The organism is uncultured Pontibacter sp. (genome assembly GCF_947502515.1).
GTDB lineage: Bacteria > Bacteroidota > Bacteroidia > Cytophagales > Hymenobacteraceae > Pontibacter.
The window spans coordinates 641,184-666,577 of the sequence record NZ_CANNAI010000001.1 but is presented as its reverse complement, the minus strand read 5'-3'; the positions used below and the strand labels follow the sequence as shown (position 1 = coordinate 666,577).

Here is a 25,394-nt window from a genome sequence, read left to right as displayed (position 1 = left end):
TTATTTTACAGCCTCAAGCGGGATCCCCGGTTCAGTCAAAATGCATCCGCTGAATGCGCACGGCATTCAGAATAGCTAGCAACGCCACCCCCACATCGGCAAAGACCGCCTCCCACATGGTCGCCAACCCTCCGGCACCGAGAATCAGCACGATGGCTTTGACCCCGAAAGCCAGCGCGATGTTCTGCCACACAATCTGCTTGGTCTTCTCGCCGATGTTGATGGCGGTGGCGATTTTGGAGGGGTGGTCTGTCTGAATCACCACGTCCGCCGTCTCTATGGCCGCGTCTGAACCCAGGCCACCCATGGCCATGCCCACGTCGGCCAGCGTAATCACGGGCGCATCGTTGATACCGTCGCCCACGAATGCAACGGTCCTGCCCTCAGCCTTCAGTTTCTCCACATGGGTCACCTTGTCCTGCGGGAGCAGTCCACCGTAGGCCGCGTCCAACTTCAGTTCAGCTGCCACTTTCTGAACGATGGAGTCTTTGTCGCCGGAGAGCATCACCAGCTGTTTCACCCCCAGCTCCCGCATTTTCCTTACGGCAAGCGGAGCATCCTCCTTCGTCTTGTCAGCGATGGTGATGTAGCCTGCGTAGGTTCCGTCCACGGCCACTATGACAATCGTTTCCACGATTTCCTTGAGGCTAGAGTCATACTGCACATTGTACTTATCCAGCAGCCTGGCATTACCAACCAGTAGAAGCCTGCCGTCGACACTCCCTTTTAGCCCGTGGCCTGAGATTTCCTCCACCTCACTGACCACGTGCTGCTGGTGCGCCTGCCCCGCCTCCGAGACGATGGCCTGTGCGATAGGATGTGTGGACTTGCTCTCCAGCGCAGCCACAGCCGACAGGAACCACTCATTGTCAGGTAGCACCGTCTCCACGCGCTGCACCTGGAACACACCCTCGGTCAACGTGCCCGTCTTATCCATCACCACCGTGTCTACCTGTGTCATCAGGTCCAGGAAATTAGCCCCCTTGAACAGGAGCCCGTTGCGCGAGGCAGCCCCGATGCCGCCGAAGTAGCCGAGCGGGATGGAGATAACCAGGGCGCAGGGACAGGAGATTACCAGAAAAATCAGCGCCCGGTAGAGCCACTGGTTGAAGTCATAGCTCTCTACAAAGAAGTAGGGAATAAAGACAAGGCCAATGGCGAGGAAGAAGACAATCGGCGTATATACTTTGGCAAACTTCGTGATGAACTGCTGCGTCTTGGCCTTGCGGCTGCCTGCTTCCTCTACCAGCTGGAGTATTTTGGAAAGGGCGCTGTTCTCATACGCAGAGGTTACCCTCAGTTCAATGACGCGGTCCAGGTTAATCATGCCTGCCAGTACCGTCTCTCCCTTCTTTTTCGTGTCAGGTTTTGACTCGCCTGTCAGTGCTGCTGTATTGAAGGAGGACTTCTCGGTGAGCAGCTCTCCGTCCAGCGCCACTTTCTCACCCGCCTTCACCTGCACCACATCGCCCATCCGCACCTCTTTCGCCCTCACGGTGACGATGCCGCTCTCGGTTACCAGCCCCACTTCGTCGGGCCTGTTGTCGATGAGCGCCTTGATGGAACGGCGGGAGCGCAGCACGGCCGCCTCCTGAAAATGCTCCCCAACCACATAGAACAGCATCACGGCAACGCCCTCGGCATACTCCCCGATGTAGAAGGCCCCCAGCGTGGCCATGCTCATCAGGAAGAACTCGTTGAAGAAACTGCTCCTAAGGCTCCTAACCGCATGCCATACCACGCGCCAGCCAACCAACACGTAGGCTATGCCATAGGTTATAAGCCGCACATACCCGGAGAACCAGGATGTGTCGAGATTATCCAGCAGAATGCCTCCCAGCAGCAGCACAAGGCTGATGGCCGTAGGAACGTAGGAGGACTTTGCCTCCTCTTCAGCGTGCTCGTGCTCCATAGCACCAGCTTGCCTGGCCTTACCGTCCGCACCGATATTTGGACCGGGAGCCTCCGCAGTTCTAGGCGAGGTAATCTCCAGTGGTTTGAAATCCTCTTCTATGTTTTTGGGTGTAGTCTTGCTCTTATTCATTCTCTTATGTCTTAATGGTTTTCAGCAGGTGCTATGATTCGCTTTAAGTCATCCGGGATTGGCATTGGCCGGAGCGGCGGAACATTGGACCCGCCTGTGTTGCCCACTGGTATCTTTCCGGCCCAGGACTTAACCCCACCTACCAACAGGCGGGGAAGCTGTCCAATCACCTCTTTCGTATTCTTCGTTTTGAACCCGAATCTGAGCATCTTCCAGTGTACGGCCGTATGCTCCAGCGGGTATGGCTGCCCCAGGATATGCGCTCTCTCTAAATGCCTCCAGGCAGCGAGACGGTTGCCCTCTCTCCAGCAGGTATGGTAAGCGGTCAGTTCCTGTTGGTAAAAGGGCCTGAGCTTGGCGGGCATGTTCCAGTTGAGTTTCATATTGTGCTCCTTTGTTCATTTATGTAAAGCTACGCCTCATCCCCCTGCAATCGCATTGCATTTTTGGCGGCGCAACTGCCGCAGAGGCCCTTCACCACCAGGCTAGCCTCCTCCATGGTAAAGTTGTCAGGCAGCGGAATCTTCGGGATGCGGGACATCGGGAGGCAAAACGTTTCCTGGCATTTGCTGCAGGAAAAATGAACATGCAGGTCCTCAGGTGCACATGCACAGCCTTCTTCGCAAAGCGCATACTTCGTAGAACCTGTTCCGTCCTCTATACTATGTACAATCCCCTTATCCTCAAAAGTTTTAAGAGTACGATACAAGGTAATCCGGTCCGAGCGAAGGAAATGGGCCTCCAGGTCATTCAGGCTCACTGCCGAAGACTGGCCTTGCAGGAAGTCAAGCACCAACAGACGCATGGCCGTCGGGCGGACGCCCTTCTCTTGCAGGATACGTTCTAAGTTTTGCAGCATAGGGAATTGTTTAATGATGGCCTTCTTCTTCCGCATTTCGCATCTTGGAAAGCAAAGAGTAAGCACCTTTGGTTACAAAATTGGCGGCAGCGGTATCAATCCCGGCAGGAAGCGCCACCTGCACGTAGCCTCCTTCCTCGGTCCCTCGCTCCACGGGCACCATGCGGAAACGCTTCAGCACCGTCTCGCCCTCTTTTTCATCGCCTGTGTAAAGGAAGATATAGTTGTTGCCATTCTCATGCACCACAGCCGCCTGGGGCAGAGCCAGTACTTCCTGGCCGTTCAGTGCCACCCGCGCCTGCACGTACATGCCCGGCACGAGGTCTTTGTCTTCCTCCTCCATGTGGGCGTGCACCTGCACCGTCCGCTCCGGGCTTATCTCTTTTCCAATCAGGTAGACGGTGGCCTCGTGCCTTGCCTCCGTCTCATTGGGCAGGGAGTACAATACCTTTTGCCCCTTTTTCAGTGTCGGCACGTCCTTCTCAAACACCGTCAGCTCCACGTGCAGGTGGTCGGTATCAGCGATGCGGAACAGTACGTCCGTCGGGTTCACAAACTGCCCAACGCTGGCGTTGATGTAAGTCACGAAGCCCTCAATCGGGGCATGGATGGGGAGGATGCGGCTGATGTTGCCTTCCCGCAAAGAAGCGGGGTTGACGCCAATGATGCGCAGCCGCTCCCCCAGCCCCTCGACCTGTGCCCTTACAGACTTGTACTCGGAAGCAGTCCGCTGATACGTCTTGGCAGAGGTGACCTGCTCAGCGGACAGCTCTTTCTGCCTTTCATACTCCAGCTCCAAAAACCCAAGGCGGCTTCTGGCATCCAGGTAATCCTGCTGCAGTGTCACAAACTCTGGGTTCTCAATCTTTGCAATCAACTGCCCTCTCTTTACACGCATACCTTCCAACAACACCGTGCTCTTCACATAGCCGCCCAGGGGAGCGCTCACAGCGGCCATGTTCTGGGGCGGCAGGTCCAGCTTGCCTGTCAGCGTCAGGGTATTGCTCAGGTTGCGCATCTCAGGCTTGCCCAAGGCTATGCCCGCCACCTGGTACTGCTGCTCGGTCAGCTCTGCCTCGTTGGGGTTCTCTTCGCCATGCTCCTCCGTAGCCACTTTCGTCGGTTCAGACTCACTGCCGCAGGATAAAAAGAGCAATGCACCTGTTAGGTAAAATATATGGATAATCCTTTTCATATGGGATAGATTCTGCTTTTGTTGGTTACTGTTGGTTTTCTGTCATGTAGTGGAGTTCTATGACAGCCCTGTCATAGGCGTAGAGTGTTTCCAGATAGTTCGCCTGGATGCTCAATGCCCTGCTTAGGCTCAGGATATAGTCCTGGTAGTTGATTTCCCCTACCCGGTAGGCTTTGGTGGCGTGGTCTATGATGAGCCGCGCCTGCGGCAGTGCCGTGCGTTCATAGTAATCCAGGCTGCCCTGCAGCTTGAGCGCCTGCTGAAGCGCGGCCGCTGCATCAGCCCGCAGCTCGTTGCGAGTACCCTCTAGGTCCTTCTGAGCTACGTCCGCCTGTAACTTAGCCGCCTCCATACGGCTCCTCTGTGGCTTTGCCCACAGTGGGATGGCCACGCCGAAAGACACCTCCTGCGGCGGCTCGAACTCCGCTATCCCCCTTTTCCCATGGCCCCCGGCAATGGTTCGGTTCGTGTAGCCTAACTGCAGGTCCGGCAGTAGCCTGGCCCGCTCAAGCCTGGTCTCCGCCTGCCGCACCTCGACCTGCTGCCGGGCCAGGAGGAGCCTCGGATTCTGTTCCAGCATTTCCTCGGTTATGCTTGGCAGAGGCAAGCGGTTGAGTGTTGTGTCTGCGGTGGCTATCAGCGTGTCGGTTGCCAGCAATGCCTGCAGGCGCTGCTGAAAGACCTCTCTGTCAGCCTCTGCCTGAAAGCCGCTGTTGCGCACCTCAGACAGCTGCGTCTCGGCCGTCACCTGCTCCAGCAGGTTGGTTTCCCCGGTCCGGAGCCTCACCTGGGCGGCCCTGAGGAAAGCCGTGTACAGACTATCCTGATAGGTGAGCAAGCTGAGGCGGGAGCGTGCGTAGACTATTCCGTAGTAGTTGAGCCTCACCTCGCGGACGATTTCCCGCTGCCGCTGCGTCAGTCCGATGCTGCTTGCCTGGGTGAGTTCCCCGGCAAGCTTTGCCTGTCTGGCATAAAGAGTCGGAAAGGCAAACGTCTGCAACACAGAAACCTCCGTGTCATACTCTCCAGACTGTAGCTTACCGGTGGAGTACTGCAGCTGCGTCTTATTGATGTCCCAGGCCGCCCCTTCAAGCGACTGGCTCCTTTTTATGCCAATCCTGGCGGCCTCTACAGAAGGGTTCTGGCTGATTGCCTTGGCAACGGCCTTTTCCAGCGTGTACACTTCTACCGGATGCTGCTGCGCCTGTGCCTGCTGCGCCATGCCCATAAGCAGGGCAACCGAGGCAACAATGGTTACTATAGTGGTTGCCGGTAATCCGGTGCCGCGCGCGTTGCGCTTCTTTCTGTTGGAGACATACCCTTCGATAAGTATGTAGAGCACGGGCAGCACCACCAGCGTCAGCATCGTGGAGGTGATTAGTCCGCCTATCACCACGGTAGCCAGTGGTTTCTGCACCTCCGCCCCGGCTGTGTTGGAGAGCGCCATCGGCAGAAAGCCCAGAGAGGCCACAGAAGCCGTCATCAGCACGGGCCGAAGACGTACGGAGGTGCCGTTGAGCACCACCTCTCGCAGGCTTTGTACGCCTTCTTCCCTACGCTGCCTGTTGAACTCGGCAATGAGTACAATGCCGTTGAGCACCGCAACACCGAACAGGGCGATGAAGCCTACACCGGCCGATATGCTAAAGGGCATACCCCGCAACCACAGGGCCAGTACGCCCCCGATGGCCGACAGCGGAATGGCCGTGAAGATGAGCAACGAGTGGCGCACGGAGCCGAAGGTGAAGTACAGCAGCAGGAATATCAGCGCCAATGCGGCCGGAACAGCCACAGAGAGACGCCGGTTTGCCTCCTGGAGATTCTCAAACTGCCCCCCGTAGGTCACAAAGTAACCGGTGGGTAGAGTTACCTGCCGGTCTATCTTCTGCTGCACTTCCTCCACCACGCTGGCGATGTCCCGCCCACGCACGTTGAAACCCACGATGATGCGGCGCTTGGCATCCTCGCGCTGTATCTGGTTCGGCCCCTGCCGGTACTGCACATCGGCCACCTGCTCCAGTGGCACCTGCAGCCCGCCCGGTGTGGTGACGTAGAGTCGGCGCACATCGGCGATATCCTGTCTGTCATCCTGTTTGAGCCGGACGACCAGGTCAAAGCGGCGGTCCCCTTCGTACACCATCCCGGCACTCTGCCCGGCGAAGGCAGCGTTAATAACCTGGTTGACCGCCTCGACGTCAAGACCGAACTTGGCTATCTGACTCCGGTTGATGTCCACCACAATCTGTCGCAGTCCGGAAACTTGCTCCAGGTACAGGTCCTCAGCCCCTTCCACGGTAGAAACCACCCGGCCGACCTCTTGGGAGAGCCTGGTCAGTTCCTGCAAATCCTCCCCGAAGATTTTGATGCCCACATCCTGGCGCACTCCTGAAATCAGTTCGTTGGAGCGCAGCTGGATAGGCTGAGAGACGCCGAACGTAACGCCGGGAATGTCCTCCAGTGCCTCCGTCATCTGGCTGGCCAGTTCCTCTCGGGTGCTGGCGCTGGTCCACTCGTCCTTGTCCTTGAGGATGATGGTGACGTCAGCGGATTCCATGGGCATCGGGTCTGTCGGAATCTCAGCGGCGCCGATTTTGCTGATTACCTCCTTCACTTCCGGGAATCGCTCCTTTAGAATCCGGGAGGCCAGCGACACCTTTTCAATCGTTTCGGAAAGTGAACTGCCGGTCAATAGCCTTGTCTCCAAGGCGAAGTCGCCCTCCTCCAGGGTAGGAATGAACTCACTGCCCATGCGGTTAAAGAGCACCAGGCTCAGGGCAAACAAGGCGAACGCAGCAATAAGCACCAGTGCCTTGAACCTAAGGGCACCCCTAATTACAGGGTTGTACATGCGCTGGAAAAAGTCGATCATCCTGTCTGAAATGTTGCGCTTGTGGGTGGTGTTCTTGCTCAGCAGCAGCGCCGACATCATGGGCACGTAGGTGAGCGAGAGGAGGAAGGCACCAAATATGGCAAAGGAGACGGTGAGCGCCATGGGGCGGAACATCTTCCCCTCAATGCCCACCAGCACCAGAATCGGCAGGTATACAATCAGGATAATGATTTCACCGAAGGCAGCGGCGGTGCGGATTTTCCGGGCGGATTCATACACCTCCTCGTCCATCTGTGCCTGCGTCAGCCTTCCCTCTTTGCGCAGGCCCAGGTGGTGCATGGTCGCCTCCACGATGATAACGGCCCCGTCCACGATGAGGCCAAAGTCGATGGCCCCGAGGCTCATCAGGTTACCCGACACACCGAAAAGGTTCATCATGATGATGGCAAACAACATGGCCAGCGGAATGACAGAGGCCACTACTAAGCCCGCCCGCAGATTGCCCAGGAAGAGCACCAGCACGAAAATCACAACCAGAGCGCCCTCAATCAGGTTCCGCTTCACGGTGCCCATGGCCCGGCCAATCAACTCGCTCCGGTCCAGAAAGGCCTCTACCGCGACGCCTTCCGGAAGGGACTTTGCAATCTGCTCCATGCGCTCTTTCACGCGCCCCACCACCTGGTTGGTGTTCTCCCCCTTGAGGAGCATCACAATGCCCCCCACCGCCTCTCCGTTGGCATCTGTCAGGGCACCGTAGCGGTTGGCGCTGCCGAACTGTACCTGTGCAATATCAGCGATAAGCAAGGGGGTGCCATTGGTGGTATTGCTGACCACGACCTTCTTAACCTCGTCCAGACTCTCAATGAGCCCCTCGCTGCGTACAAAGTAGGCATTTGGCTTTTTGTCAATGTAGGCTCCTCCGGTGTTACCGTTGTTGCGTTCCAGCGCCTCCAGCACATCGCTGATGCTCAGGTTGTGGGCCTTCAGCCTGCCGGGGTCAACAGCAACCTCGTACTGTTTCAGGAAGCCACCGAAGCTGTTGACTTCGGCCACACCGGGTGTGCCGAGCAGCTGCCGCCGCACAATCCAATCCTGAATGGTGCGCAGGTCCATGGCTGAGTACTGCTCCTCATACCCTGGCTTGGCGTGTACCACATATTGGTATATCTCCCCAAGGCCGGTGGAGATAGGGGACATCTCCGGGCTACCTAACCCCGGTGGAATCTTACCTGTGGCCTCCACGAGCCGCTCACTGACCTGCTGCCGCGCCCAGTAAATGTCCACGTTCTCTTTAAAGACAATGGTCACCACAGAGAGGCCGAAGCGGGAGATGGAACGCACTTCCTCAATATCTGCGATGGTAGACATGGTCTGCTCCACCGGGAAGCTGATGAGCCGCTCCACTTCCTGCGCGGCAAGCGAGGGGCTGGTGGTAATGACCTGTACCTGATTGTTCGTGATGTCAGGCACGGCATCGATGGGCAGCTGCGTGGCGGAATAGCCGCCCCAGATAACAAGCGCCAGGGTGAAAATGCCAATGATGAGCTTGTTATGGATAGAAAAATGAATGATTTTATCTAACACCTTAAAATTCTTTATTCCCAAAAACCACATACAAAAGTATGCGCACGCATTTTGAGGCCGCACAGGGGTGCGGCAACGCGTGTTTAATTACCTAAAACAGAGATAGGTTAAGCTTTGGGCGGGTGCCAGAAAGCGAAAGAGGGGGAAACGGCACCACCAGGAAGGTAGGTGTTCAGAGTAGAACCTGACGGATTATGAGGTGGCTCCTGTGTTTGCGGAAAACTGATAGTTAGAGAAATGCCCCCGCAGCAGTTGCACTCGCAGAGGGGGGAGCAGAGATCATTCTCCTGCCCCGCGTCAGCATGGCCGTAATCAGCCTGCACTACTGTTGTGTCATCCTGGGCAAAGGCCGTCCCGCTGTCCGCGCACGGCAGGCACGCCAGCAGAAAGATAACCATTCCCCATATGACAGACAGGTACTTCATTTGTGCAAAGGTATAAAAACTATTTTACGGGTAGATACTTGCCTGCGTTGTTTACGATTTCTTACAGGTTTGCACGGATACCACTTAACTACAGAAATACACCGTGGTGGATTTTCAGCTTGCCTTTTTATATTACGCTGCTACTGCTTAGCATTTACTGTTTTCTTTGCTTTAACAGCAGCTTCTGCTTTGCTGAATAGGCGGGCAAGGGACTGTGCCGTAGGAGCAGTACACGCAACAGTCCCCTGGCCTCGGTTTCAGAAGCCTCTTGCACTTTTCACACGCATAAAAGTACTGGCAGGCATCTGTGGGCATCTGCTCTTCCTTTCGATGCCCGCACTCCGGACAGGTAATAACTGAGCTTAGACTAGTCTCTCCCATGCTTACTTCTTCTTAGCTACCTCCACTGTATAGCCCGTCTTTTTAGCCGCCTGTAGGATATCCAAGGGCTTCACCCTTGTGCTGTCGTAGGAGATGGTGGTGCTTCCAGCCTTGTAGGAAGTACTCACATGAAAGACTCCCGGCACCTCGCCTATCACCTGGCTCACAAGCGCCTCACAGCCCGCGCAGGTCATTCCCTCCACTTTCAGTTCTATTGTCTGCTTATTGTCGCCTTCGGCACTATTAGCTATCGGAATTGTTTTCCCATAGAAAACACCTGCATAATTTGGAAAGGTAAGCAGAAGCAACGCAAGGCAACTAACCAATAGCAACACCCTGTTCGACTTCCAGAATGAGAACTTATCATTTTGCTCACAGTCGCAGCTAGAGGCTGACCTGCCCGGTTTCAGACGTTGATACCACGCCAAGCCCAGGACTGCGATGGTAATGCCTATCAGATACGGCCTGAGTGGTTCAACCCAGTCAAAAGAAGAAGCAACCCCTGTGGCACCTACCATTACGGCCAGCAGCGGTGTGATGCAGCAAAGAGAGGCCGTAAATGCAGCCACTATGCTGCTACCCGCAAGCTTAGATGAAGTATTTCTCATATCACTTAGTTTGTTTTTATTTCTATTTCCCTACTGATAAGCTCCAACAGGGGCTTTATTACTTCCTGGTGCTCCTGCTTTAGGGAATAGAACACGGTCTGCCCTACCTTCTTACTTTGGATGATGTTAGCATCCTTAAGCTTGCGCAGGTGCTGCGAGACAGCGGGCATGGTCATTTGCAGCACGTCGCTTAGATCACAGACGCACAGCGATTCCTCCTGCTCCAACAGGTATAGAAGCTTAAGCCTTGTCTCACTCCCTGCCAGGCTAAAGACCTGGCTCAGGGTCTGTATCATACCGGCTGCAGTCTCCAGCCGATCAGAGCATAGTTGCAGTCTTTCTTTATTGGTGTAAACCCGAATACATAACTTCTCTTCTTCCATAGCAATTTCTGTCAAGCAAATTTAATAAATGATAAGTATTTAAGCAAGTACTTAAATACTTGCAAATGTTACTCAATGGTACAACCGCAGATGGTAACAGTATTGCCACTATTTTCAGCACTAGAGGATTTAACACAACTTCATAAATTTTATGTTATATTCCCTCATCAACTGAGGCTTATGAAACAAGTAGGAAAACTGACCATTGAAGATGTCCTGAATTATGAAACAGGAGAGCAAGTGAACGCTTACACGTTTTTCAAAAAGCCTTTAGATGAAATCACAGAGTACCGCTCAGAGTTACAGAAAGCCATTCAAGGTTACCGGGAACCGATGTTTGTCTGCTATTACTGCAAGCAGCTGATCAGGATCAGAGGCGGCAATTTCAATAGCGGAAAACGCAAAAAGGATAGCTTTCACTTCGCCCACCTGAAAGACAGCGCAGCCTGCCATATAAAAACCAACAATGCATACACACGGGAGGAGGTTGACCGCATCAAATACAATGGTGCTAAGGAGAGCGCGCTGCACATTCACCTCAAGGAACAGATCGCTGCCTACCTGAACAAAAATAGACTCTCTAATAAGGGGGTATCCTCTGTTGAGATAGAAAAGGTTGTTAAAAGTAAGCTCATTGAAAAGGAGTGGCGTAAGCCTGACATCAATGCCTCTTTCAGGGACAAGCGTGTGGCTATTGAGTTGCAGCTTTCCACCACCTGGCTGAGTGTGATTACCGGCAGGCAGCATTTCTATCAGGAAGAGGGCAGCTATATTCTCTGGGTGTTTCATAAGTTCAGCCTCGATGATGATATCAGAAAGCTAACCTATAATGATGTAATCTTTACCAACCATCATAATGCATATGTTTTCGACGAGGAATGCAGCTGGAAATCAGATCTTGAGAACGATCTGGTGCTGAAGTGCTACTACAAGAAGTATTACCGGCAGGAGCTTGAGATAAAGGATACCTGGGAAATGGCCTATGTTACCCTTTCTGATTTAACCTTTGATGTCGATCGCTATAAAGTATACTTCCACGATGCGAAGAAGCAAAAGAGGGAGGTGGAGCAGGCCGTTGCACAGGAAAGAAACAGAAGAGATCTCCTTGAAAGGGAGCACAAGATTGAAGCCGAAAAACGCCGGGCTGCAGAGGCCAGGATCCTGGAGCAAAGAAAGGCTGAAGAGAAAAGAAAATTAGCGGCTTTTACCGAGTTAAAAGAAAACCTGTCAGAATTAACCCATAAGCTCTATGGGCTACAACAGGACAAAGATAGTGCGGAGAGGAAAGGACAACGTTTACAGGAAAGCATAGAGAACAGGATGCAGATCCTAGAGGATCTTGTGGCTTTTGCCGATAAAGCCTATGACTTCATAGCTGGTAAAAGCCGCACAAATCCTTTCCACGGGAACTTTGAATACGGCCATTATGAAATGGTGCACACACTGCGTGCAGAGTTTCTGGAGGATAGCAAAGAGTTAGAGGCAAGCTTTGCGCGGGCAGGCATTGAGAAAAGTTACTGGCTCAAGAAGCAAGCTGACCTTCCTGCACTGGAATTGACAACAATTGCTGGAGTAAATTACCATATTCTCCCTGGTGCAGATGAATACTTTCAGCTGATAAGGCCCCATTATGCTAAAGTCAGGCACATTCCAAAATCAGCTGTAGGAACTCTTTTCGAGGGCGCTGAGCTTCGGCTTGTGCTTTCTGAAACAAACCTGCTGGAAGTCTTTACCAGGAGTAGCTTATATCTCTTGGTAGAGCAAAATCAGGATGTACTGACCTATACTGATCAGGTAGAAGCTAGCCAAAAGAGCATTTTGCTGGTCAATCACAAAATCCTGAACCTTAAAGCTCAGTTACAAGAGAGAGCAAGGCAAATACTTGAAGCGGAGATAGCTAATTTTGAACTTGAAAAATCAGAGAATAGAAGGATTAGCGAAGGGTCAGACGTTGAGATAGCCATTTTACAGGCGGAGGTGACACGGCTAAAAAGTGCTATGGATGACTTCAGAGAGACCTTTTAATTTCGATTATCTGCTTTCTGAGACCTTGTTTGAGTAGTATTCCAGGAACCAGTTTGGAACTGTATCAGGATTGAGTTCGTCCCAGTCCTTTTCTCCCTTTGCATTCTTCTTAAAGTGCGCAAAGAGCTGAAAGCCCTCTCCGTCCCTGGAGTTATCGAAAAAATAAACCTGGTAGGCTAACTGGGCAGCCTCGAACAAAAGGCCAAGCGAGCGGTAATATCTTTGCTCTATCTTATCTTCAGGAACATCATGCCCTCCCTGCTGGGTTCTCACATGCACCCTAAATTTATTAATTTCGGGTGATTCGGTGGATACAAAGTACAGATAAACCTTGTAGCCTGCCGCCGCCGCCTCTCGCATAATGTCAAGCTTGGAAGGGTGAGAGAACACGGTTTCGAAGGAGAACTTTTTCCTCTCCAGCAACAGCTTTTTCCTCAGGAAATCAGCGATGATCTGTGCCAGCTGCTCGTTGGTTTCGGGTGCAACAAGCTCAATTCTATTATCAGTAAGCCTGTAACAGGCTGCAAATTGGGATTGATCGAACAGCTCGTGAATAAGGCCAGATGATACCGCTATCTGGGAGAACTCCTCATCAGCGACCTCGATGCGGTATGGGTCAAAAGAGAAGCGGTCCTCCTGTAGTGCTTTGGCAATGTCATCGGCATTTATATAAATGCCAAAGTCAACCGGAATCTGGCTGACTTTATAGGCTCTTACAGCGTTAATGATCGTGCTTTTGCCAGAGCCGTTAGGGCCGGCAAAGACTCTCAACCTAAGTTTTGAGTTAGTCGAGGACAATTTGTTTAGGGCGTGTTATATTTCTGATCTTGCTGATTCTTTTTTTAGTACCATCCTGGTCTACGCGCACTACCCACCCGTTTTCTGCTTTCACCACGTAGCCTGCAACTTCCATAGCCTTTCTGGACGCTTTCTTCACTGCAGGACTGGCAGCCCGCACCAAAACACGTTTCGTAACGTAGGCTGTTTCCTTCCCGGCTGCACTTCTTTTATCTGCTTTTAATCTGCTTTTCATAACTTAAAGATACAAGTTTAAAGTGTAGTTTAACACTTCTCTCAGTATATATCAACGTTCATGCCTAACTTGGGGTTAGGCAATAAGCTGGAAGTAGCGCGGTCTACATTATGAGGCTTTAATATGATTGCAGTGATAACACCTGCCTAGGTATAGCTTATCCTTCTAAGCGAATTACATGAAAGGCTGTCAGTGCAAAGTCCATTCTTAGGTGGCTTCTCATGATACACTTTATCTTCCAAATCATCGCTATAAAAATTCGGACTTAACTCTAGGTAAGTACTACCTATGCCTCCTGTATACTTGGTAAGCTACTTTTTATATCATATCTGAAGGATTAAAACATTGACAGCGGTAGTAAATGGTAGGCACCTTTTCTCATAAGGCGCATGTTGAATACTCTTACCGATCGCATACTAGTTATATTCCACTAATTTAACAACGTCTTGCGTAGCAACCGTTAGACACTTCTGGTCTTGACTACCAAGTGCATGCCTATGAGGCTAACCCTCCTTATTTGTCTACTTCACTGATTGATGGAATCAGCTTTTGAGGTTTGTTCACTCCATAACCTTATGCCTCCATTATTAGGATGTCAACACAGAGAAGGCGTAAAACGTTAAAACTGAAATTCAGAAGCTGTATCTGTGCACCGTGAAAGTCTCAACTATCATGACGCTTCAACCTATACGCGAATGATGCCCATATTTGAATTTAGAGTAATTGTATTTCGAGGCGTGATTCAGATGTGAGAGAAAATACCTCAACAAAACAACAGGGGCTGCTCAAACACCTGAACAGCCCCTGTATAAACGATTTCATGCAGTATCTATGAAGTGACAGGTTCCTTCTCCTTGCTGTACCATCTCCGTTTGAACCAGAAGGCAACGTTCACCAGCAGTATCAGCGCAGGCACTTCCACCAGCGGTCCAATCACGCCAGCAAACGCCTGACCTGAATTGATGCCGAACACACCGATGGCAACAGCGATGGCTAATTCAAAGTTATTGCCCGTGGCGGTGAAGGAGATGGCCGTGTTCTTGGAGTAGTCAGCGCCCAGCACCTTGCCGAGGATGAAGCTGACCACGAACATGATGGTGAAGTAGAGCACCAGCGGAATAGCGATTTTCACCACGTCAAACGGTATTTGCACGATTAGCTCCCCTTTCAGGCTAAACATCAGCACGATGGTGAACAGCAGCGCAATGAGCGTGATGGGCGAGATGAAAGGGATATACCTGTTGTTGAACCAGTCCAGTCCTTTCCACCTTATCAGCCCGTAGCGGCTCACTACACCAGCAAAGAACGGGATGCCCAGGTATAGCAGCACGCTCTCGGCTATCTGGCCGATGGTGATGTTAATCTCGGAACTGGCCACGCCAAAATAAGGCGGCAGCACCGAGATGAACAGGTAGGCATACACGCTGTAGAAGAAAATCTGGAAGACGCTGTTAAGCGCCACCAGCCCTGCGGCATACTCCCTATTGCCCTCCGCCAGCTCGTTCCAGACCATCACCATCGCAATACAGCGGGCAATGCCTATCAGTATCAGCCCTATCATGTACTCGGGTTGGTCATGAAAGAAGAGTATCGCCAGAAAGAACATCAGCAGCGGCCCGATGACCCAGTTGAGCAGCAGCGAGATGCTCAGAATCCTCACGTTACGGAACACCTCCCCCATCTTCTCGTAGCGCACCTTCGCCAGCGGGGGGTACATCATCAGGATAAGGCCGATGGCCAGCGGCACATTGGTCGTCCCGCTTGAAAAGGAATTAATGAACCCGGAGGACTCGGGCAGGAAGTAGCCGATGCCCACACCCAGAAACATGGCAAGGAATATCCACAGGGTCAGGTAGCGGTCAAGAAAACTCAGTTTCTTTCGATTGTGGGCAGGTGTACAGTTGTTAGCACTCATAACTTTTACTTTTAGCAGCCTTTTCTCAGGTTCTCAGCATAGGCATTGGGCAGGATGCAGTCCTCAATAGCCCGGGCTGCCTTCTCGTAGTCATATTTGAAGCGGATGAACTCCACCTCGATACTGTCCTTATCCAGCAGGGAAGAGTTTTCGTCAATGGTGAGCATCACGTAGCCCCCACGGTTGTCGCCATCCTTGGGCTTGCCCACAGAGCCGATGTTGATGGCGTGTCGGTAATGGTTGTTGCCATCCTCATCTGAGTTCAGTATGCGATGATACGGCTTATGGGTATGCCCGAAGCACAGGATGTCGGCATCAGCGTCCTTCATGATGCGCAGCAGGCTCTTTTCGTCTCGGTCTTCGAAGAGGTACTCGTTTATCTTCCTGGGGCTGCCATGCACCAGCAATAGGTTCAGTTTGTCGTTGTTCAACTGGTACTCCACTTTCAGATGTGCAGGAAGCGTCCGCAGGTACTGGCGTTGCTCGGGCTTGATGATGTCGTTTGTAAAGGAGATGGAAACGGAGCCATTGGTTTTTTCCTCGTCCGTTTTGTAGGCGCAGCCGCAGTCGTTGCTCATCCTGCCGATGCCGAAGTCGTAGTTGCCTGCAATGGTCGGGATATTGCGCCTGCGGATTTCGTCCACCACCTCGTTTGCCCAGATGTTGTAGCCCACCAAATCCCCGAGGCAGTAGATGAAGTCGGGCTTCCTGCTGTCTACATCTGCAAAGAACGCCTCCAAGGCAGGCAGGTTGGCGTGGATGTCACTGAAGAGTGCTATCTTACTCATTGTCTATAGTGGTTTGGGTAGATGGTATAAGGGCGTGGTGACTACTTAGCAGCAGCCACCTCCTGGGGTGCAGGCGTTGCCAGACTGCATCTCTCTGAGGTTGATTCTGAGTTTCTCTTTCGGGATGCCGCACTTGTCTGGGGCAAGACAGTTGGTCGTCTTGGAAAGCAGCACGAAGTTATTCCCGTTATAGCCAAGGTCGTACTTGCCAATAGTTTCCCCTTGGTATTCCACTTCGATGTCCAGGTCCTCCATGCCCAAGGCTTTCTCCGAGAGGGCGATGATGTTGAGCAGTTTCTGTGGCTTCAATCGGTGGTCAAAGTCGTTGGCATCCCATAGCTGGAAGTTCGCCACCTTCTCGGTGCGCACCGTTCCACCGCAATCAATGAAATGCGTGGTCACCATGCCCACCTCGGTTACGTGGAAATGCGCTGGGACTTTCGTGCCGTTTTCCAACTCGAAGTCCACCGCTTCGGCTGTTTGCAGGATGTGCTTTACTTCTGACAGTTTCATGCTATTGTAAGCTTAACTATTACTCTCGTTCAACAACAGGCAGTGTTCTGACTTCTGACGCCATCCAGCAGGGCAGCGAAGTAGCCGTTCAGGTATGCGAAAGCGTTTTCGTCCAGGCAGTAGCAGATAGCGTTGCCCTCCACCGTGCCTTTGATGATGCCAGCGTTCCTCAGCTCTTTCAGGTGCTGCGAGACCGTTGCCTGCGCCAGGGGTAGTTCGCTCACGATGTCACCGCACACGCAGGCTTTGGCTTTGAGCAGGTGTTCGATGATGGCGACTCTCGCTGGATGCCCCAACGCCTTGAGCAGGAGGGCAGTCTTGTTCTGCGCCTCCGTGTAGTTTTCAGTTTTCGTCAATCCCATAATTTCTAATCGTTTGATTGCAATATTACGATTAACATAAAGAAGATACAAATAGTTTATGCTATGCTTTAATTATGTCTTCTTTTTAGGTAATAAAGAAAGGCAGATGAATCGAACAAAAGCATTTAAATAAGACTTGCCTACTTCCTTACCCGTCCAATACTGACAGAAATATGAGGATTGTAAACCCGGATGAAGCTGACAGCCGTCTTATGTACATGTGGTCGCTTTTAGCAGGCTGCAAGCATGTTAATTTTAAGATCTCCTCAGATACATCAAGAAAAGGAGAAGGCACTCTAGCCTAATAAAAACTCCTGCCCAAGGATGGCAGAGTTTATGGCACCTAAAGATTCACACTTTACGCCTTCTGTCCCTGTCCTATACCAGCTTCCATTAGATTTTCTCTGGTAATACCACTTTCACAACGGTTTAATAGTTTCCCATTTACAACTACTGCCGGAATGCGTACCACTCCATATGCTTAGGCTTTGTTTAAGCAGGTATTATCATCACAAAGCTTTATCATATCATAAAGGGTGACTTCGCAGCTGTCACAGGTCAGCCCCTGAACCATCTTTACTACTGGGTCGCACAAAGGCCAACCGGCGGTGAAAATCTCTATTTTACGATTCATATTTTAGCAGTTTTATAGTATGGCTTTTGAAATACTTTCCGTCTTGTAAAATGTATCTCAGAAGTGTGCGCGGGTGGTGCACAAGATAAACCAAACTGATGACCTGCACTCCTGAAATCATCAGTTGGCTTTATGGCAGCAGGTCTATAAAAACCCTGGTGTAGTATATACTAACAATAAGAAGTGCGCAACCGCTGACAACTTGAATGCTACGCCGGAGCCAGGTCAACCGGGCCAGGCGGGAAACGGCTCCAGCAAAAACCCCAACCACTAAAAAAGGGAGCCCTCTGCCCAGCCCAAAGGCTAAAGCCAGCAGCAACCCATAAAGAGGACTAGCTTGGGCTGCAGCGACGGACAGCAACAGCAACAGAGGAGCAGCGGATGTGCCCAGGCTAAATATAAACCCGTATACAAAGGAGCCGCTGATACCAGGTTTCCGAAGGGCTGCTAATTGGGTTACCTGTAGCCTCGGCCCATAAAAAGCCAAAATGGCAGCTATCAAAGAAACGACAGCCATCCCCAGCGCCCAGTAACGACCAAAAGATTCTGTAAGAATAGCGCCTAGTCTACCGGCTAATGCTCCCAATAAAGTCAAATTAATGACGATGCCAGCAAAAAAGGCAGTCGCAATCCACAGTCCGCTACGCCCTTCTTGATTTTGTGAATTACTGCTGACCAAACCAGCCATTCCTAACCCAACGGGAAGGGTGCAGGGACAGACTGCGCTAGCTACTATCCCCGCTATTAGAGCTACTCCCATGGCCAGAATAGAACCTTCTGACAGGCTAGAGCCAAAACTTTGAAAAAAACCTTCGAGCGTCATTGTGGTGTCTTTACTTCTACTGCTTCTCCTGTTTTATACCCTTTGTCCGAAATGGCTTTACCAATCTGCTGCGGAGTGATCTTATCATCACTGTAGGTAATGGTGGCCTCCCGCTTCTCGAGGCTTACCTCTACTCCTTGTACACCGTCGAGTGCTCTCACCGTTTTTTTCACGGTTGACACACAGGAGCCACAGGACATTCCCTCCACTGGCATCGTTACTGTCTTCACAGATAAATTATTAACTGCTTTTTGAGCAGTATGATCGACAGCCTCTTGTCCACACGATTGCGTAGCCAAGCAGATGAATGCTCCAGAAAATAGGATCAATGATTTTTTCATAATCTTTGCGACCAACAAATAGAGGGTTGTTTCCATGATAATTACTCCGAATATTTTTTAAACTTCTATTACTAACTCAATTTTTAAGACTCTCTTCTCGTATTTAAAGAGATTGAGAGAGGCGATAGTCAGGGCTGCCTGAAAAAGCGCATTCCCAAATAGGAAGCCATAGGTGCGAAGTCCCCAGACTTGCGAAAGAAGGCCATAGTAACCCCTTAATACCATTGGTAATGAAATAGAGCCGCCCTTTCCCGGTAAAGTGGTTCGCTGAAATGCGAGCCAGAGAGGACCCGATAAAACAAATCCAACGGTGGTTATTACTAAAAACAAGACCTTCCAGCCCATAATTGGCTCCAACGTTACACCTAAGATTGAGCCAAAGGCACTGCCTCCGGCCATGGCACCGAACAGCCAGCCCCAGGGCCGGCCTCTTTCTTCATAGCTAAAGAGCTGTCCTGTCAAAGCCAGGGCGATGGGTATTACCCCGCTAGCCACCAGCCCGGTCAATAAACGCCACACGATTAGTCCGGAGACGGAGCTTGCGCCCGCTGTCAGGCCGGTTAGCACAGCAAAGGCCAACAGGGAAAGGAAAATAATCCGCATTGGACCGATGCGGTCGGATAACAGACCATAGAAAAGGGTAGCAATACCATAGGGAATCAGGTAAGCGGGCACTATCAACCCTATTCGCTGCTGGGGAGCGTTAAAGAGAAGCGCTAATTTAGGAATCAGCTGGGCAACCATATAAGCCTGAAAAAAAATAATGAAGGTAGCGGCTGAGAGCACCCACAACAAGTACTCTCGTCTGCTTTTCTCAATGCTGCGGCTGCCATTCCATATTTGCTTCATTTGTTAAACTTCTATGGCAGTGAACCCCGAATTGCCTATCGCTTCTTTGAGTTGCTGCTGCTGCACCTTTGCTGGCTCATAGCTGACATGCACCTGCTTCCGGGCGACCTTCGGCTTTACCTCCTGTACGCCAGGCACCCCTTTCAGGGTAGCCGTGATGGCACCGGCGCATCCTTCACAGACCATGTCTGGTACTTTAAATTCAACTTCTGCCAATGAGCCTGTCGTTATCTCTTCTGTCCTCTCCAGCTTTATGCTGCGAATGCGAAGCGTGTTGAGCAGGATTGCGAAAATACTGACAATCATCACCGTGATGGCCAGGAGTGGTGTGATGAACCCAAGGGCTGCCAATAGCATGCCCGCCACATTAAAGAGCACGGCCACCACCACGTTCCCTGTCATGGTGCGGTAACTGGCCTTACCTAAAATCAAAGCATTTACCACGTCCATCAGCTTATCTCCGATCAAAATAACCCCGGCAGATTCAATGGCCACGTCTGTTCCAGCCGCAATGGCAATGCCTACGTCAGCCTGCGCCAAGGCAGGGGCATCGTTGATGCCATCCCCCACCATCGCTACCTTTTTGCCTCTCTGCTGGAGGTTCTCAATAGCGGTTACTTTATCGGTCGGCAGCAGCTCTGCTTTCACCTCCTGTATTCCTATTCCCTGGGCTATAGCATGAGCCACAGGGAGCCCATCTCCTGTAAGCATGACCGTGTGGATGCCTTTCTGGTTTAGCTTGGCAACTGCCTGAGCAGCCCCTTGCCGCGGCGTGTCCTGAAGCGCCACAATGCCGGCTACGCTCCCCCCAAGGGTGATACCTATCACAGTTTTACCTTCGGCACTCAGGCTGACGATACGGCCCATGGCGAGGTCCGTAAGTTTTGCTCCACTCTCCTGGAGAAACGAGGGCTTCCCTGCCAGCACTTCATCTCCCTGGTAAGTCGCTTTGACTCCTTTACCGGCTATAGATCTGAAGTTTTCTACGTCCCGCAGTGCAGCTCCTTCCCGCTGGGCGAAGAAAGTAATGGCCTGCCCTATGGGGTGCTCAGATTTGCTTTCTACAGCTGCCAGTAAAGAAAGTACCTCCCCTCGCTCAATACCGAATGTCTCCACATCGGTCACAGTGGGCTTGCCATAGGTTAATGTGCCTGTTTTGTCAAAGACGACCGTATCTACAATGGAGAGTCCATGGAACACCTCACTAGCTTTTACCAGCAGGCCTATAGAGATACCCTTGCCACCTGCGATGGCGGCAAGCATTGGTGTTGTAACACCTAAGGCACAAGGGTAGCCCATGATAATGGTCGTGATCAGCGCCAGCGTTGCCTGCGTGAAGTCGCCTGTAAAAACAGCCCATGCCGCGAAAGCAAGGCCAGCCACAATGAAAACAACAGGGCCGTAATAGTTCATCAGGCGATCCGCAAGCAGCTCGATAGGAGGTTTGCGCTCCGCTATCGTGCTCATCAGCCTGACAATCTGACTCAGGAAGCTATCTTCCCCAGTTTTAACCACCCTTATCTGTAGGGCACCGTCTAGATTCAGCGTACCCCCGATTACCGTGCTTCCTTTTTCTTTAGTTACAGGAACAGACTCCCCGGTGAAGCTGGACTCATCTACGCTGGCAGTACCTGAGACTATTTCTCCGTCCAAAGGTATTCGCTCGCCGGGACGCACTTCTACCACTTCATCAACGGTGACATCTTTGGTGAGTACTTCCACAAACTGGTTTCCGCGCAGCACCCTTGCCTTTGGAGGCTGCAGCGACAACAGCTTTCGGACTGCCTCGGATGCTTTTTTGCGGGTGTTCAGCTTAAAGTAGGCAAAGAACAAATGCAGGGACATGAGCCATGCTGCCACTGGCAGGAAGTTAGGCCAGTTGGGACTAAACAGGGATAGCGTACCGATGATAAAGGAACCCCATGCCCCGGCGCTCAGTAGCACATTGGCATTGATTACCCGCTGGCTGATAGCCATGAGTGTCTTGCGCAGGATAGGATAACCTACCCACAGTAGCACAACAACTGCTACTCCAAAACTGAACCAGGCCCTGTATTGGGCAGGCAGATTAAATAAATTGATCGGGTCTACCAGCAGATCCACGATGGAAAGCGCCATTCCGATGCTTCCCCGTTGTTTGATCACCTGAAACAGGTCCTCGTCGGCCTTATACTGCTGTACCTCTGTGGCAGAAACACTATAACCAAGTTTCTCCACGGCTTCTGCCAGCTGCTCTCGGTTCATTTGTGCTGTATCGGCTTCCACCAGCACGATGCCATGCACTAGGTTCACCATCACGCTCTTTATGCCTGGATAACGCTTCAAGGCTGTCTCTACACTCATGGTGCAGAACGAGCACATAAGTCCGGAGACTTTCATCTGAACTGTTTCCGTTGCCATATTCTTTGATTTAAACGTCTAAAGTAATGTCCATTAAGATCCTTTGCCTTAAAGAAGGCAGGTCATTGCAGCACTGTGTGAAGCATTTTGTTTGCCAGGTTCCCTGTTCCCATGATGGGCTCTACGCTTAGTCTTTCTTCGTGCTGAAGCCCCTTGCCTCAATGAGACGGACGATCTGTTCTGCTGAGATTTTCCTTTTATCAAACACGATGTCAGAAGTGCTCACATTGAAGGTGGTCTTACTTTTCACGATTCCCTCCTGCTGCTTTAGCATCCTGTCAATGCCATCGGCGCATCCTGCCTGGCAGCTCATTCCCTCCACTCTCAGGTGAAGGCTTGTCATATTTTCCTCTGTCTTCTCCATTTTGTCTGTTTTTTTCTTTTCATGTGATTGCGCGTTTGCCTCAGTTTTCAGAAACAGGATGCTCCAACATATCAGGAAGAGGAACCCTCCATTTCTTATAGTCGCCCTCATGGTTAAATCGATAAAATATAATTCTTGCTTTCTCTAGTGTAGGAAAGGTACAACCGTGGAGAGGGGGGTAGACAAAAAGAATTTTAAAATTTTCTTGGGAAGGAAGAAGAATAAAAAGAAAGGAGAAACCAAACCTACTTTGTAGAAGCAACTAGAGTACGCAGACGGGCTTCACTTTCTTTACCTGTTCTGGAAGAGAGAAATTTATAGGAAAGCAACCAGGGGAAACAGACTTACCTACAGAAACGGGGCAAGGCCAGTTTTGAACTCTGGGAAAAACAGGCATATAGATGGCTGTAGCCCCACCAGCTCAAGTATAGAGGAGCTATACCGGGACTATTGTAGTTAGGCACTTATCGAAAGGGCAAGAAGCATCCTCCGCCAGCTCAATCTTCTCGCAGGTCCTGCTGGCATAGTTGCAGGTTGTCAGCATTATAGATGAACAGCGTGATCAGGCCATCGGCGAGGGCGCAAAGCAAGCGTATGGAGCTTTGCATGCTCTGACTAAATTTCACCTTCAATAATGCGCGGAGGTTTTCACAGAGCAGATTTAGGTTTAGGCAACAAGAATAAAGAACAAAAGCCACCTTCCCTGCGCCCAATTAGTTAACCTTTGTTGCCTGCCTTGAGGTATTCCTGGAGCCATTGGGTGAGCTTTTCTATTTCCTCTATCTTACTTACCAGCTCCTCCAGTTCAAGCCCCGGGAACTCCTTCCGGAGTGCCTCAATCTTCTCTTCATTGCCGCAATCGCCCGGGCAGGAATTCCGTGCATTCACGATTTGGATCGCCAATGTCTTCCGGTATACCTCATCCAGCAACAAATGGTGCGCCTTCTGTAGTCCACTCTCCACCGACTTCATCTGCAGGAGTATGTCTTTGGGTGATCTATCCTCATCCATCATCCTAACAATTCCATCAATGTGGCCACTCAAGCCCTTCAATCTGTTCTTAATATCTCTGGTCAAATCTTTAGGTATCATTACGTTCTTTATTCTGAGGATCAAATCTTCACTACGCCATTACCATTATTACCCCACTTGGTGAGCAATCTCTGCATATTCTTAAATTGAAGTACGTATCGCATACAGAAGCAGCGCGTCTTAATATAGAGACTCAGCTATCCATACTTGTCAATGCAAACAACCTGCAAGCATGTGCCAAACCTTCAGCATCTACTGTGTATCCCTATTATTGGTATACATCTAAAGCAGCCACCGCCTCGTAATTACGGTACACGTGCAGGCTTTGGCCATGACAATAGTGTCCAAACACAGCCTGGGGCACATTTTCATAACCGGTTCGCTCATGTGCCCATCAAAGCAAACCCGGCTCGCCCTGACGGCACTGTAACACGATTTGATACTTGGCGGCATCTATTAACTGACTTTCTTCACAACTTTTCAATTGTACAATAACAGGCTCTACTGGCAGGGCTGCAAGACCAGATTTCGACTATCATTGCCTTGTTTACTCACCTGAGCAAGTTAACAGGCTTAGAGGGGGGTACACAAACAAAGGATTATTCTACACTGTCCTTTTTGAAGTCAGCACAAATTATCTGTTTTAAACAGTAATTACAAAAGAGTTAGTATTTAGGCTTTTGGCCCCAAAATGAAAGGTGAGACGGTTTTGGCAGGCAGGCAACAGCAAGCTGCTCCGGAAGTTCAACATCGCCTATGACCAAAGCCTGGAGGGTATCGTGGAAACGATCGTGCTGACAGCCGTTGACGCCCAGTACGCAGGCTATATTACCATTGCCGACCAAATCAAATGAAAAAATGGGTACGTCCTGTGTGATTTCACAGGATTGTCAGTCTTCCTTACAAAAAATGCTGGTTACCTGGTCTACATAAAGCCTTTAAAGTTGCTGAGGGAAACTTTTTAGTAAAAGACCACAAGTAATAAATCTCGCTCAAGTGCTGTTTAGCTGTGCTTTTCCCTGAACTCCTCAGGCGTAATCCCTCCATACTTTTTAAAGAACTTCGTAAAGTATGAATTGTCATTAAACCCGAGTTGGAAGGCTACCTCAGAGATGGTAAGATCAAAATCGATCAGCCGCCGCTTTGCCTCCAGCAGCACCCTCTCCCTTATCACTTCACCTGCGGGTTTACCCAGAATGTCTTTACTTAAGGCGTTCAAGTGGTTAGGAGTAATGTAAAGCAAAGTCGCATAGTCTCTGGGAAGCCTGAGGCGGTGAAAATGTTGCTCCACCAGGTTCTGAAAATTCCGAATAAGGATTACTTTGGAGCCGGTCACCTTCTGTTCTGGCCTACTGCCCAGATGCTTGTTTATAGTAAGGAAAATCTGCAGCAGCAGAACCCGTATCATGTCCCTGTTGACACGGTGCTTTAGCTGTGCTTCCTCTATAATTGACTCAAACACAGCGGTGATTTCCTGCCGGAGATTTTCAGGCAGAGTAATAATGGACCCATCCACTATACCTGATAGGAAAGAAAACTGTTTGAGGTACTCCGGCGAGAGTAAAAAAGAGTGGAAAAAACTACTGGAGAAGTTTATGATATAGCCATCAGTATCTCCCGTAAGGTCCCAGGAATGCACCTGCCCCGGCACCATAAAATACATTTGCGAGGGCGAAACTGTGCATTTTACAAAGTCTATCTCGTAGGTTCCCTCTCCCTTGGTAAAGAGCACCAGGTGATAGAAGGAATGGCGATGAGGAAATTTTAAATTTGGATGGGTTACAAGGTAATGGCTTAGCCTGCTTACCAAAATATCATGCTGCTCTGGTTTATTCGAAGAGAGTGAGCAAATATCATATACCGGTATGGATGTAGACATAAGAAAGACGCGTAGTAAGTATATCACAGAGGGTTAGGTGGACAGAGTTTCCATGCATAACTTGATCATGTAATTCGTGTTGGGTGTTACCGTGGGAAGAGACTACACCCCCTGTTATGGACCTTGT

Annotated in this window: 24 protein-coding genes; 2 read left to right on the top strand and 22 right to left on the bottom strand. The window is 50.9% G+C overall.

Annotated elements, in window-relative coordinates:
* Positions 1-31 precede the first annotated feature (31 nt).
* From Q1A54_RS03180 to Q1A54_RS03145, 9 genes are all read right to left on the bottom strand, one after another.
* The gene (locus Q1A54_RS03180; protein ID WP_116541356.1) at positions 32-2,044 is read right to left on the bottom strand and encodes a heavy metal translocating P-type ATPase; all 2,013 of its coding nucleotides are present in this window, start codon (positions 2,042-2,044) and stop codon (positions 32-34) included.
* Between the two features lie 11 nt (positions 2,045-2,055).
* Positions 2,056-2,427: a DUF3703 domain-containing protein gene (locus Q1A54_RS03175; protein ID WP_116541357.1), complete on the bottom strand. Its 372-nt coding sequence runs from the start codon at positions 2,425-2,427 to the stop codon at positions 2,056-2,058.
* A gap of 29 nt (positions 2,428-2,456) precedes the next feature.
* Positions 2,457-2,903, bottom strand: a complete 447-nt coding sequence (locus Q1A54_RS03170; RefSeq protein ID WP_116541358.1) for a transcriptional repressor — start codon at positions 2,901-2,903, stop codon at positions 2,457-2,459.
* Positions 2,904-2,913: 10 nt separating this feature from the next.
* A complete protein-coding gene (locus Q1A54_RS03165; protein ID WP_116541359.1) occupies positions 2,914-4,098 on the bottom strand; it encodes an efflux RND transporter periplasmic adaptor subunit in 1,185 nt (394 codons plus the stop codon).
* Between the two features lie 25 nt (positions 4,099-4,123).
* Complete coding sequence (locus Q1A54_RS03160) at positions 4,124-8,512, bottom strand: CusA/CzcA family heavy metal efflux RND transporter (RefSeq protein WP_188501724.1); 4,389 nt, start codon at positions 8,510-8,512, stop codon at positions 4,124-4,126.
* Positions 8,513-8,619: 107 nt separating this feature from the next.
* Positions 8,620-8,937: a DUF6660 family protein gene (locus Q1A54_RS20340; protein ID WP_366915782.1), complete on the bottom strand. Its 318-nt coding sequence runs from the start codon at positions 8,935-8,937 to the stop codon at positions 8,620-8,622.
* A gap of 171 nt (positions 8,938-9,108) precedes the next feature.
* The gene (locus Q1A54_RS03155; RefSeq protein ID WP_229733918.1) at positions 9,109-9,318 is read right to left on the bottom strand and encodes a GDCCVxC domain-containing (seleno)protein; all 210 of its coding nucleotides are present in this window, start codon (positions 9,316-9,318) and stop codon (positions 9,109-9,111) included.
* A 2-nt stretch (positions 9,319-9,320) separates the two neighbouring features.
* On the bottom strand, positions 9,321-9,926 hold the full coding sequence (merTP, locus tag Q1A54_RS03150) for a mercuric transport protein MerTP (RefSeq protein ID WP_188501723.1): 606 nt from the start codon (positions 9,924-9,926) through the stop codon (positions 9,321-9,323).
* 5 nt (positions 9,927-9,931) lie between these two features.
* A complete protein-coding gene (locus Q1A54_RS03145; RefSeq protein WP_188501722.1) occupies positions 9,932-10,309 on the bottom strand; it encodes a metalloregulator ArsR/SmtB family transcription factor in 378 nt (125 codons plus the stop codon).
* A 180-nt stretch (positions 10,310-10,489) separates the two neighbouring features.
* Between Q1A54_RS03145 and Q1A54_RS03140 the strand changes: the two genes are divergently transcribed.
* Positions 10,490-12,334 carry a DUF6035 family protein gene (locus Q1A54_RS03140; RefSeq protein ID WP_188501721.1) on the top strand — a complete coding sequence of 615 codons (1,845 nt, stop codon included), beginning with the start codon at positions 10,490-10,492 and terminating at the stop codon, positions 12,332-12,334.
* 6 nt (positions 12,335-12,340) lie between these two features.
* Here the strand turns inward: Q1A54_RS03140 and Q1A54_RS03135 are convergent, their stop codons facing one another.
* The 12 genes from Q1A54_RS03135 to Q1A54_RS03080 all read right to left on the bottom strand — a co-directional run bounded on the left by Q1A54_RS03135 (position 12,341) and on the right by Q1A54_RS03080 (position 23,433).
* Positions 12,341-13,132 (bottom strand): zeta toxin, encoded by a 792-nt coding sequence (locus Q1A54_RS03135; RefSeq protein ID WP_188501720.1) that lies wholly within the window; start codon positions 13,130-13,132, stop codon positions 12,341-12,343.
* Positions 13,119-13,367, bottom strand: a complete 249-nt coding sequence (locus Q1A54_RS03130) for a hypothetical protein (RefSeq protein ID WP_188501719.1) — start codon at positions 13,365-13,367, stop codon at positions 13,119-13,121. Before Q1A54_RS03130 ends, Q1A54_RS03135 begins: the two co-directional genes overlap by 14 nt.
* Before the next feature lie 829 nt (positions 13,368-14,196).
* On the bottom strand, positions 14,197-15,282 hold the full coding sequence (arsB, locus tag Q1A54_RS03125; RefSeq protein ID WP_196114291.1) for an ACR3 family arsenite efflux transporter: 1,086 nt from the start codon (positions 15,280-15,282) through the stop codon (positions 14,197-14,199).
* Positions 15,283-15,293: 11 nt separating this feature from the next.
* Positions 15,294-16,070 carry a metallophosphoesterase family protein gene (locus Q1A54_RS03120; RefSeq protein ID WP_196114290.1) on the bottom strand — a complete coding sequence of 259 codons (777 nt, stop codon included), beginning with the start codon at positions 16,068-16,070 and terminating at the stop codon, positions 15,294-15,296.
* 45 nt (positions 16,071-16,115) lie between these two features.
* Positions 16,116-16,583 (bottom strand): DUF6428 family protein, encoded by a 468-nt coding sequence (locus Q1A54_RS03115; RefSeq protein WP_196114289.1) that lies wholly within the window; start codon positions 16,581-16,583, stop codon positions 16,116-16,118.
* A 29-nt stretch (positions 16,584-16,612) separates the two neighbouring features.
* Entirely contained in the window at positions 16,613-16,945 is a 333-nt protein-coding gene (locus Q1A54_RS03110) for a metalloregulator ArsR/SmtB family transcription factor (RefSeq protein ID WP_196114288.1), read from the bottom strand.
* A 764-nt stretch (positions 16,946-17,709) separates the two neighbouring features.
* Positions 17,710-18,402, bottom strand: a complete 693-nt coding sequence (locus Q1A54_RS03105; protein ID WP_196114287.1) for a cytochrome c biogenesis protein CcdA — start codon at positions 18,400-18,402, stop codon at positions 17,710-17,712.
* A complete protein-coding gene (locus Q1A54_RS03100; protein WP_196114286.1) occupies positions 18,399-18,632 on the bottom strand; it encodes a heavy-metal-associated domain-containing protein in 234 nt (77 codons plus the stop codon). Before Q1A54_RS03100 ends, Q1A54_RS03105 begins: the two co-directional genes overlap by 4 nt.
* A gap of 168 nt (positions 18,633-18,800) precedes the next feature.
* Positions 18,801-19,592 (bottom strand): MFS transporter, encoded by a 792-nt coding sequence (locus Q1A54_RS03095; RefSeq protein ID WP_196114285.1) that lies wholly within the window; start codon positions 19,590-19,592, stop codon positions 18,801-18,803.
* 3 nt (positions 19,593-19,595) lie between these two features.
* Positions 19,596-21,971, bottom strand: coding sequence for a heavy metal translocating P-type ATPase (locus Q1A54_RS03090; protein WP_255530886.1), 2,376 nt, complete (start codon positions 21,969-21,971; stop codon positions 19,596-19,598).
* A 148-nt stretch (positions 21,972-22,119) separates the two neighbouring features.
* A complete protein-coding gene (locus Q1A54_RS03085) occupies positions 22,120-22,356 on the bottom strand; it encodes a heavy metal-associated domain-containing protein (RefSeq protein ID WP_196114283.1) in 237 nt (78 codons plus the stop codon).
* 717 nt (positions 22,357-23,073) lie between these two features.
* Positions 23,074-23,433, bottom strand: a complete 360-nt coding sequence (locus tag Q1A54_RS03080) for a metal-sensitive transcriptional regulator (RefSeq protein ID WP_230391911.1) — start codon at positions 23,431-23,433, stop codon at positions 23,074-23,076.
* 653 nt (positions 23,434-24,086) lie between these two features.
* Here Q1A54_RS03080 and Q1A54_RS03075 point away from each other — a divergent pair.
* Entirely contained in the window at positions 24,087-24,242 is a 156-nt protein-coding gene (locus tag Q1A54_RS03075; protein WP_196114281.1) for a hypothetical protein, read from the top strand.
* 149 nt (positions 24,243-24,391) lie between these two features.
* On the opposite strand, the gene Q1A54_RS03070 is transcribed toward Q1A54_RS03075, so the two are convergent.
* The gene (locus tag Q1A54_RS03070) at positions 24,392-25,267 is read right to left on the bottom strand and encodes a helix-turn-helix transcriptional regulator (protein WP_196114280.1); all 876 of its coding nucleotides are present in this window, start codon (positions 25,265-25,267) and stop codon (positions 24,392-24,394) included.
* Between the last annotated feature and the right edge of the window lie 127 nt (positions 25,268-25,394).

Coding starts and splice junctions, on each gene's coding strand:
- Q1A54_RS03110 (WP_196114288.1), bottom strand. CDS start 16,945: ATGGGATTGACGAAAACTGAAAACTACACGGAGGCGCAGAACAAGACT.
- Q1A54_RS03095 (WP_196114285.1), bottom strand. CDS start 19,592: ATGAAGCAAATATGGAATGGCAGCCGCAGCATTGAGAAAAGCAGACGA.
- arsB (WP_196114291.1), bottom strand. CDS start 15,282: ATGAGTGCTAACAACTGTACACCTGCCCACAATCGAAAGAAACTGAGT.
- merTP (WP_188501723.1), bottom strand. CDS start 9,926: ATGAGAAATACTTCATCTAAGCTTGCGGGTAGCAGCATAGTGGCTGCA.
- Q1A54_RS03145 (WP_188501722.1), bottom strand. CDS start 10,309: ATGGAAGAAGAGAAGTTATGTATTCGGGTTTACACCAATAAAGAAAGA.
- Q1A54_RS03130 (WP_188501719.1), bottom strand. CDS start 13,367: ATGAAAAGCAGATTAAAAGCAGATAAAAGAAGTGCAGCCGGGAAGGAA.
- Q1A54_RS03105 (WP_196114287.1), bottom strand. CDS start 18,402: ATGACGCTCGAAGGTTTTTTTCAAAGTTTTGGCTCTAGCCTGTCAGAA.
- Q1A54_RS03180 (WP_116541356.1), bottom strand. CDS start 2,044: ATGAATAAGAGCAAGACTACACCCAAAAACATAGAAGAGGATTTCAAA.
- Q1A54_RS03165 (WP_116541359.1), bottom strand. CDS start 4,098: ATGAAAAGGATTATCCATATATTTTACCTAACAGGTGCATTGCTCTTT.
- Q1A54_RS03090 (WP_255530886.1), bottom strand. CDS start 21,971: ATGAAAGTCTCCGGACTTATGTGCTCGTTCTGCACCATGAGTGTAGAG.
- Q1A54_RS03070 (WP_196114280.1), bottom strand. CDS start 25,267: ATGTCTACATCCATACCGGTATATGATATTTGCTCACTCTCTTCGAAT.
- Q1A54_RS03140 (WP_188501721.1), top strand. CDS start 10,490: ATGAAACAAGTAGGAAAACTGACCATTGAAGATGTCCTGAATTATGAA.
- Q1A54_RS20340 (WP_366915782.1), bottom strand. CDS start 8,937: ATGAAGTACCTGTCTGTCATATGGGGAATGGTTATCTTTCTGCTGGCG.
- Q1A54_RS03175 (WP_116541357.1), bottom strand. CDS start 2,427: ATGAAACTCAACTGGAACATGCCCGCCAAGCTCAGGCCCTTTTACCAA.
- Q1A54_RS03085 (WP_196114283.1), bottom strand. CDS start 22,356: ATGGAGAAGACAGAGGAAAATATGACAAGCCTTCACCTGAGAGTGGAG.
- Q1A54_RS03170 (WP_116541358.1), bottom strand. CDS start 2,903: ATGCTGCAAAACTTAGAACGTATCCTGCAAGAGAAGGGCGTCCGCCCG.
- Q1A54_RS03120 (WP_196114290.1), bottom strand. CDS start 16,070: ATGAGTAAGATAGCACTCTTCAGTGACATCCACGCCAACCTGCCTGCC.
- Q1A54_RS03155 (WP_229733918.1), bottom strand. CDS start 9,318: ATGGGAGAGACTAGTCTAAGCTCAGTTATTACCTGTCCGGAGTGCGGG.
- Q1A54_RS03115 (WP_196114289.1), bottom strand. CDS start 16,583: ATGAAACTGTCAGAAGTAAAGCACATCCTGCAAACAGCCGAAGCGGTG.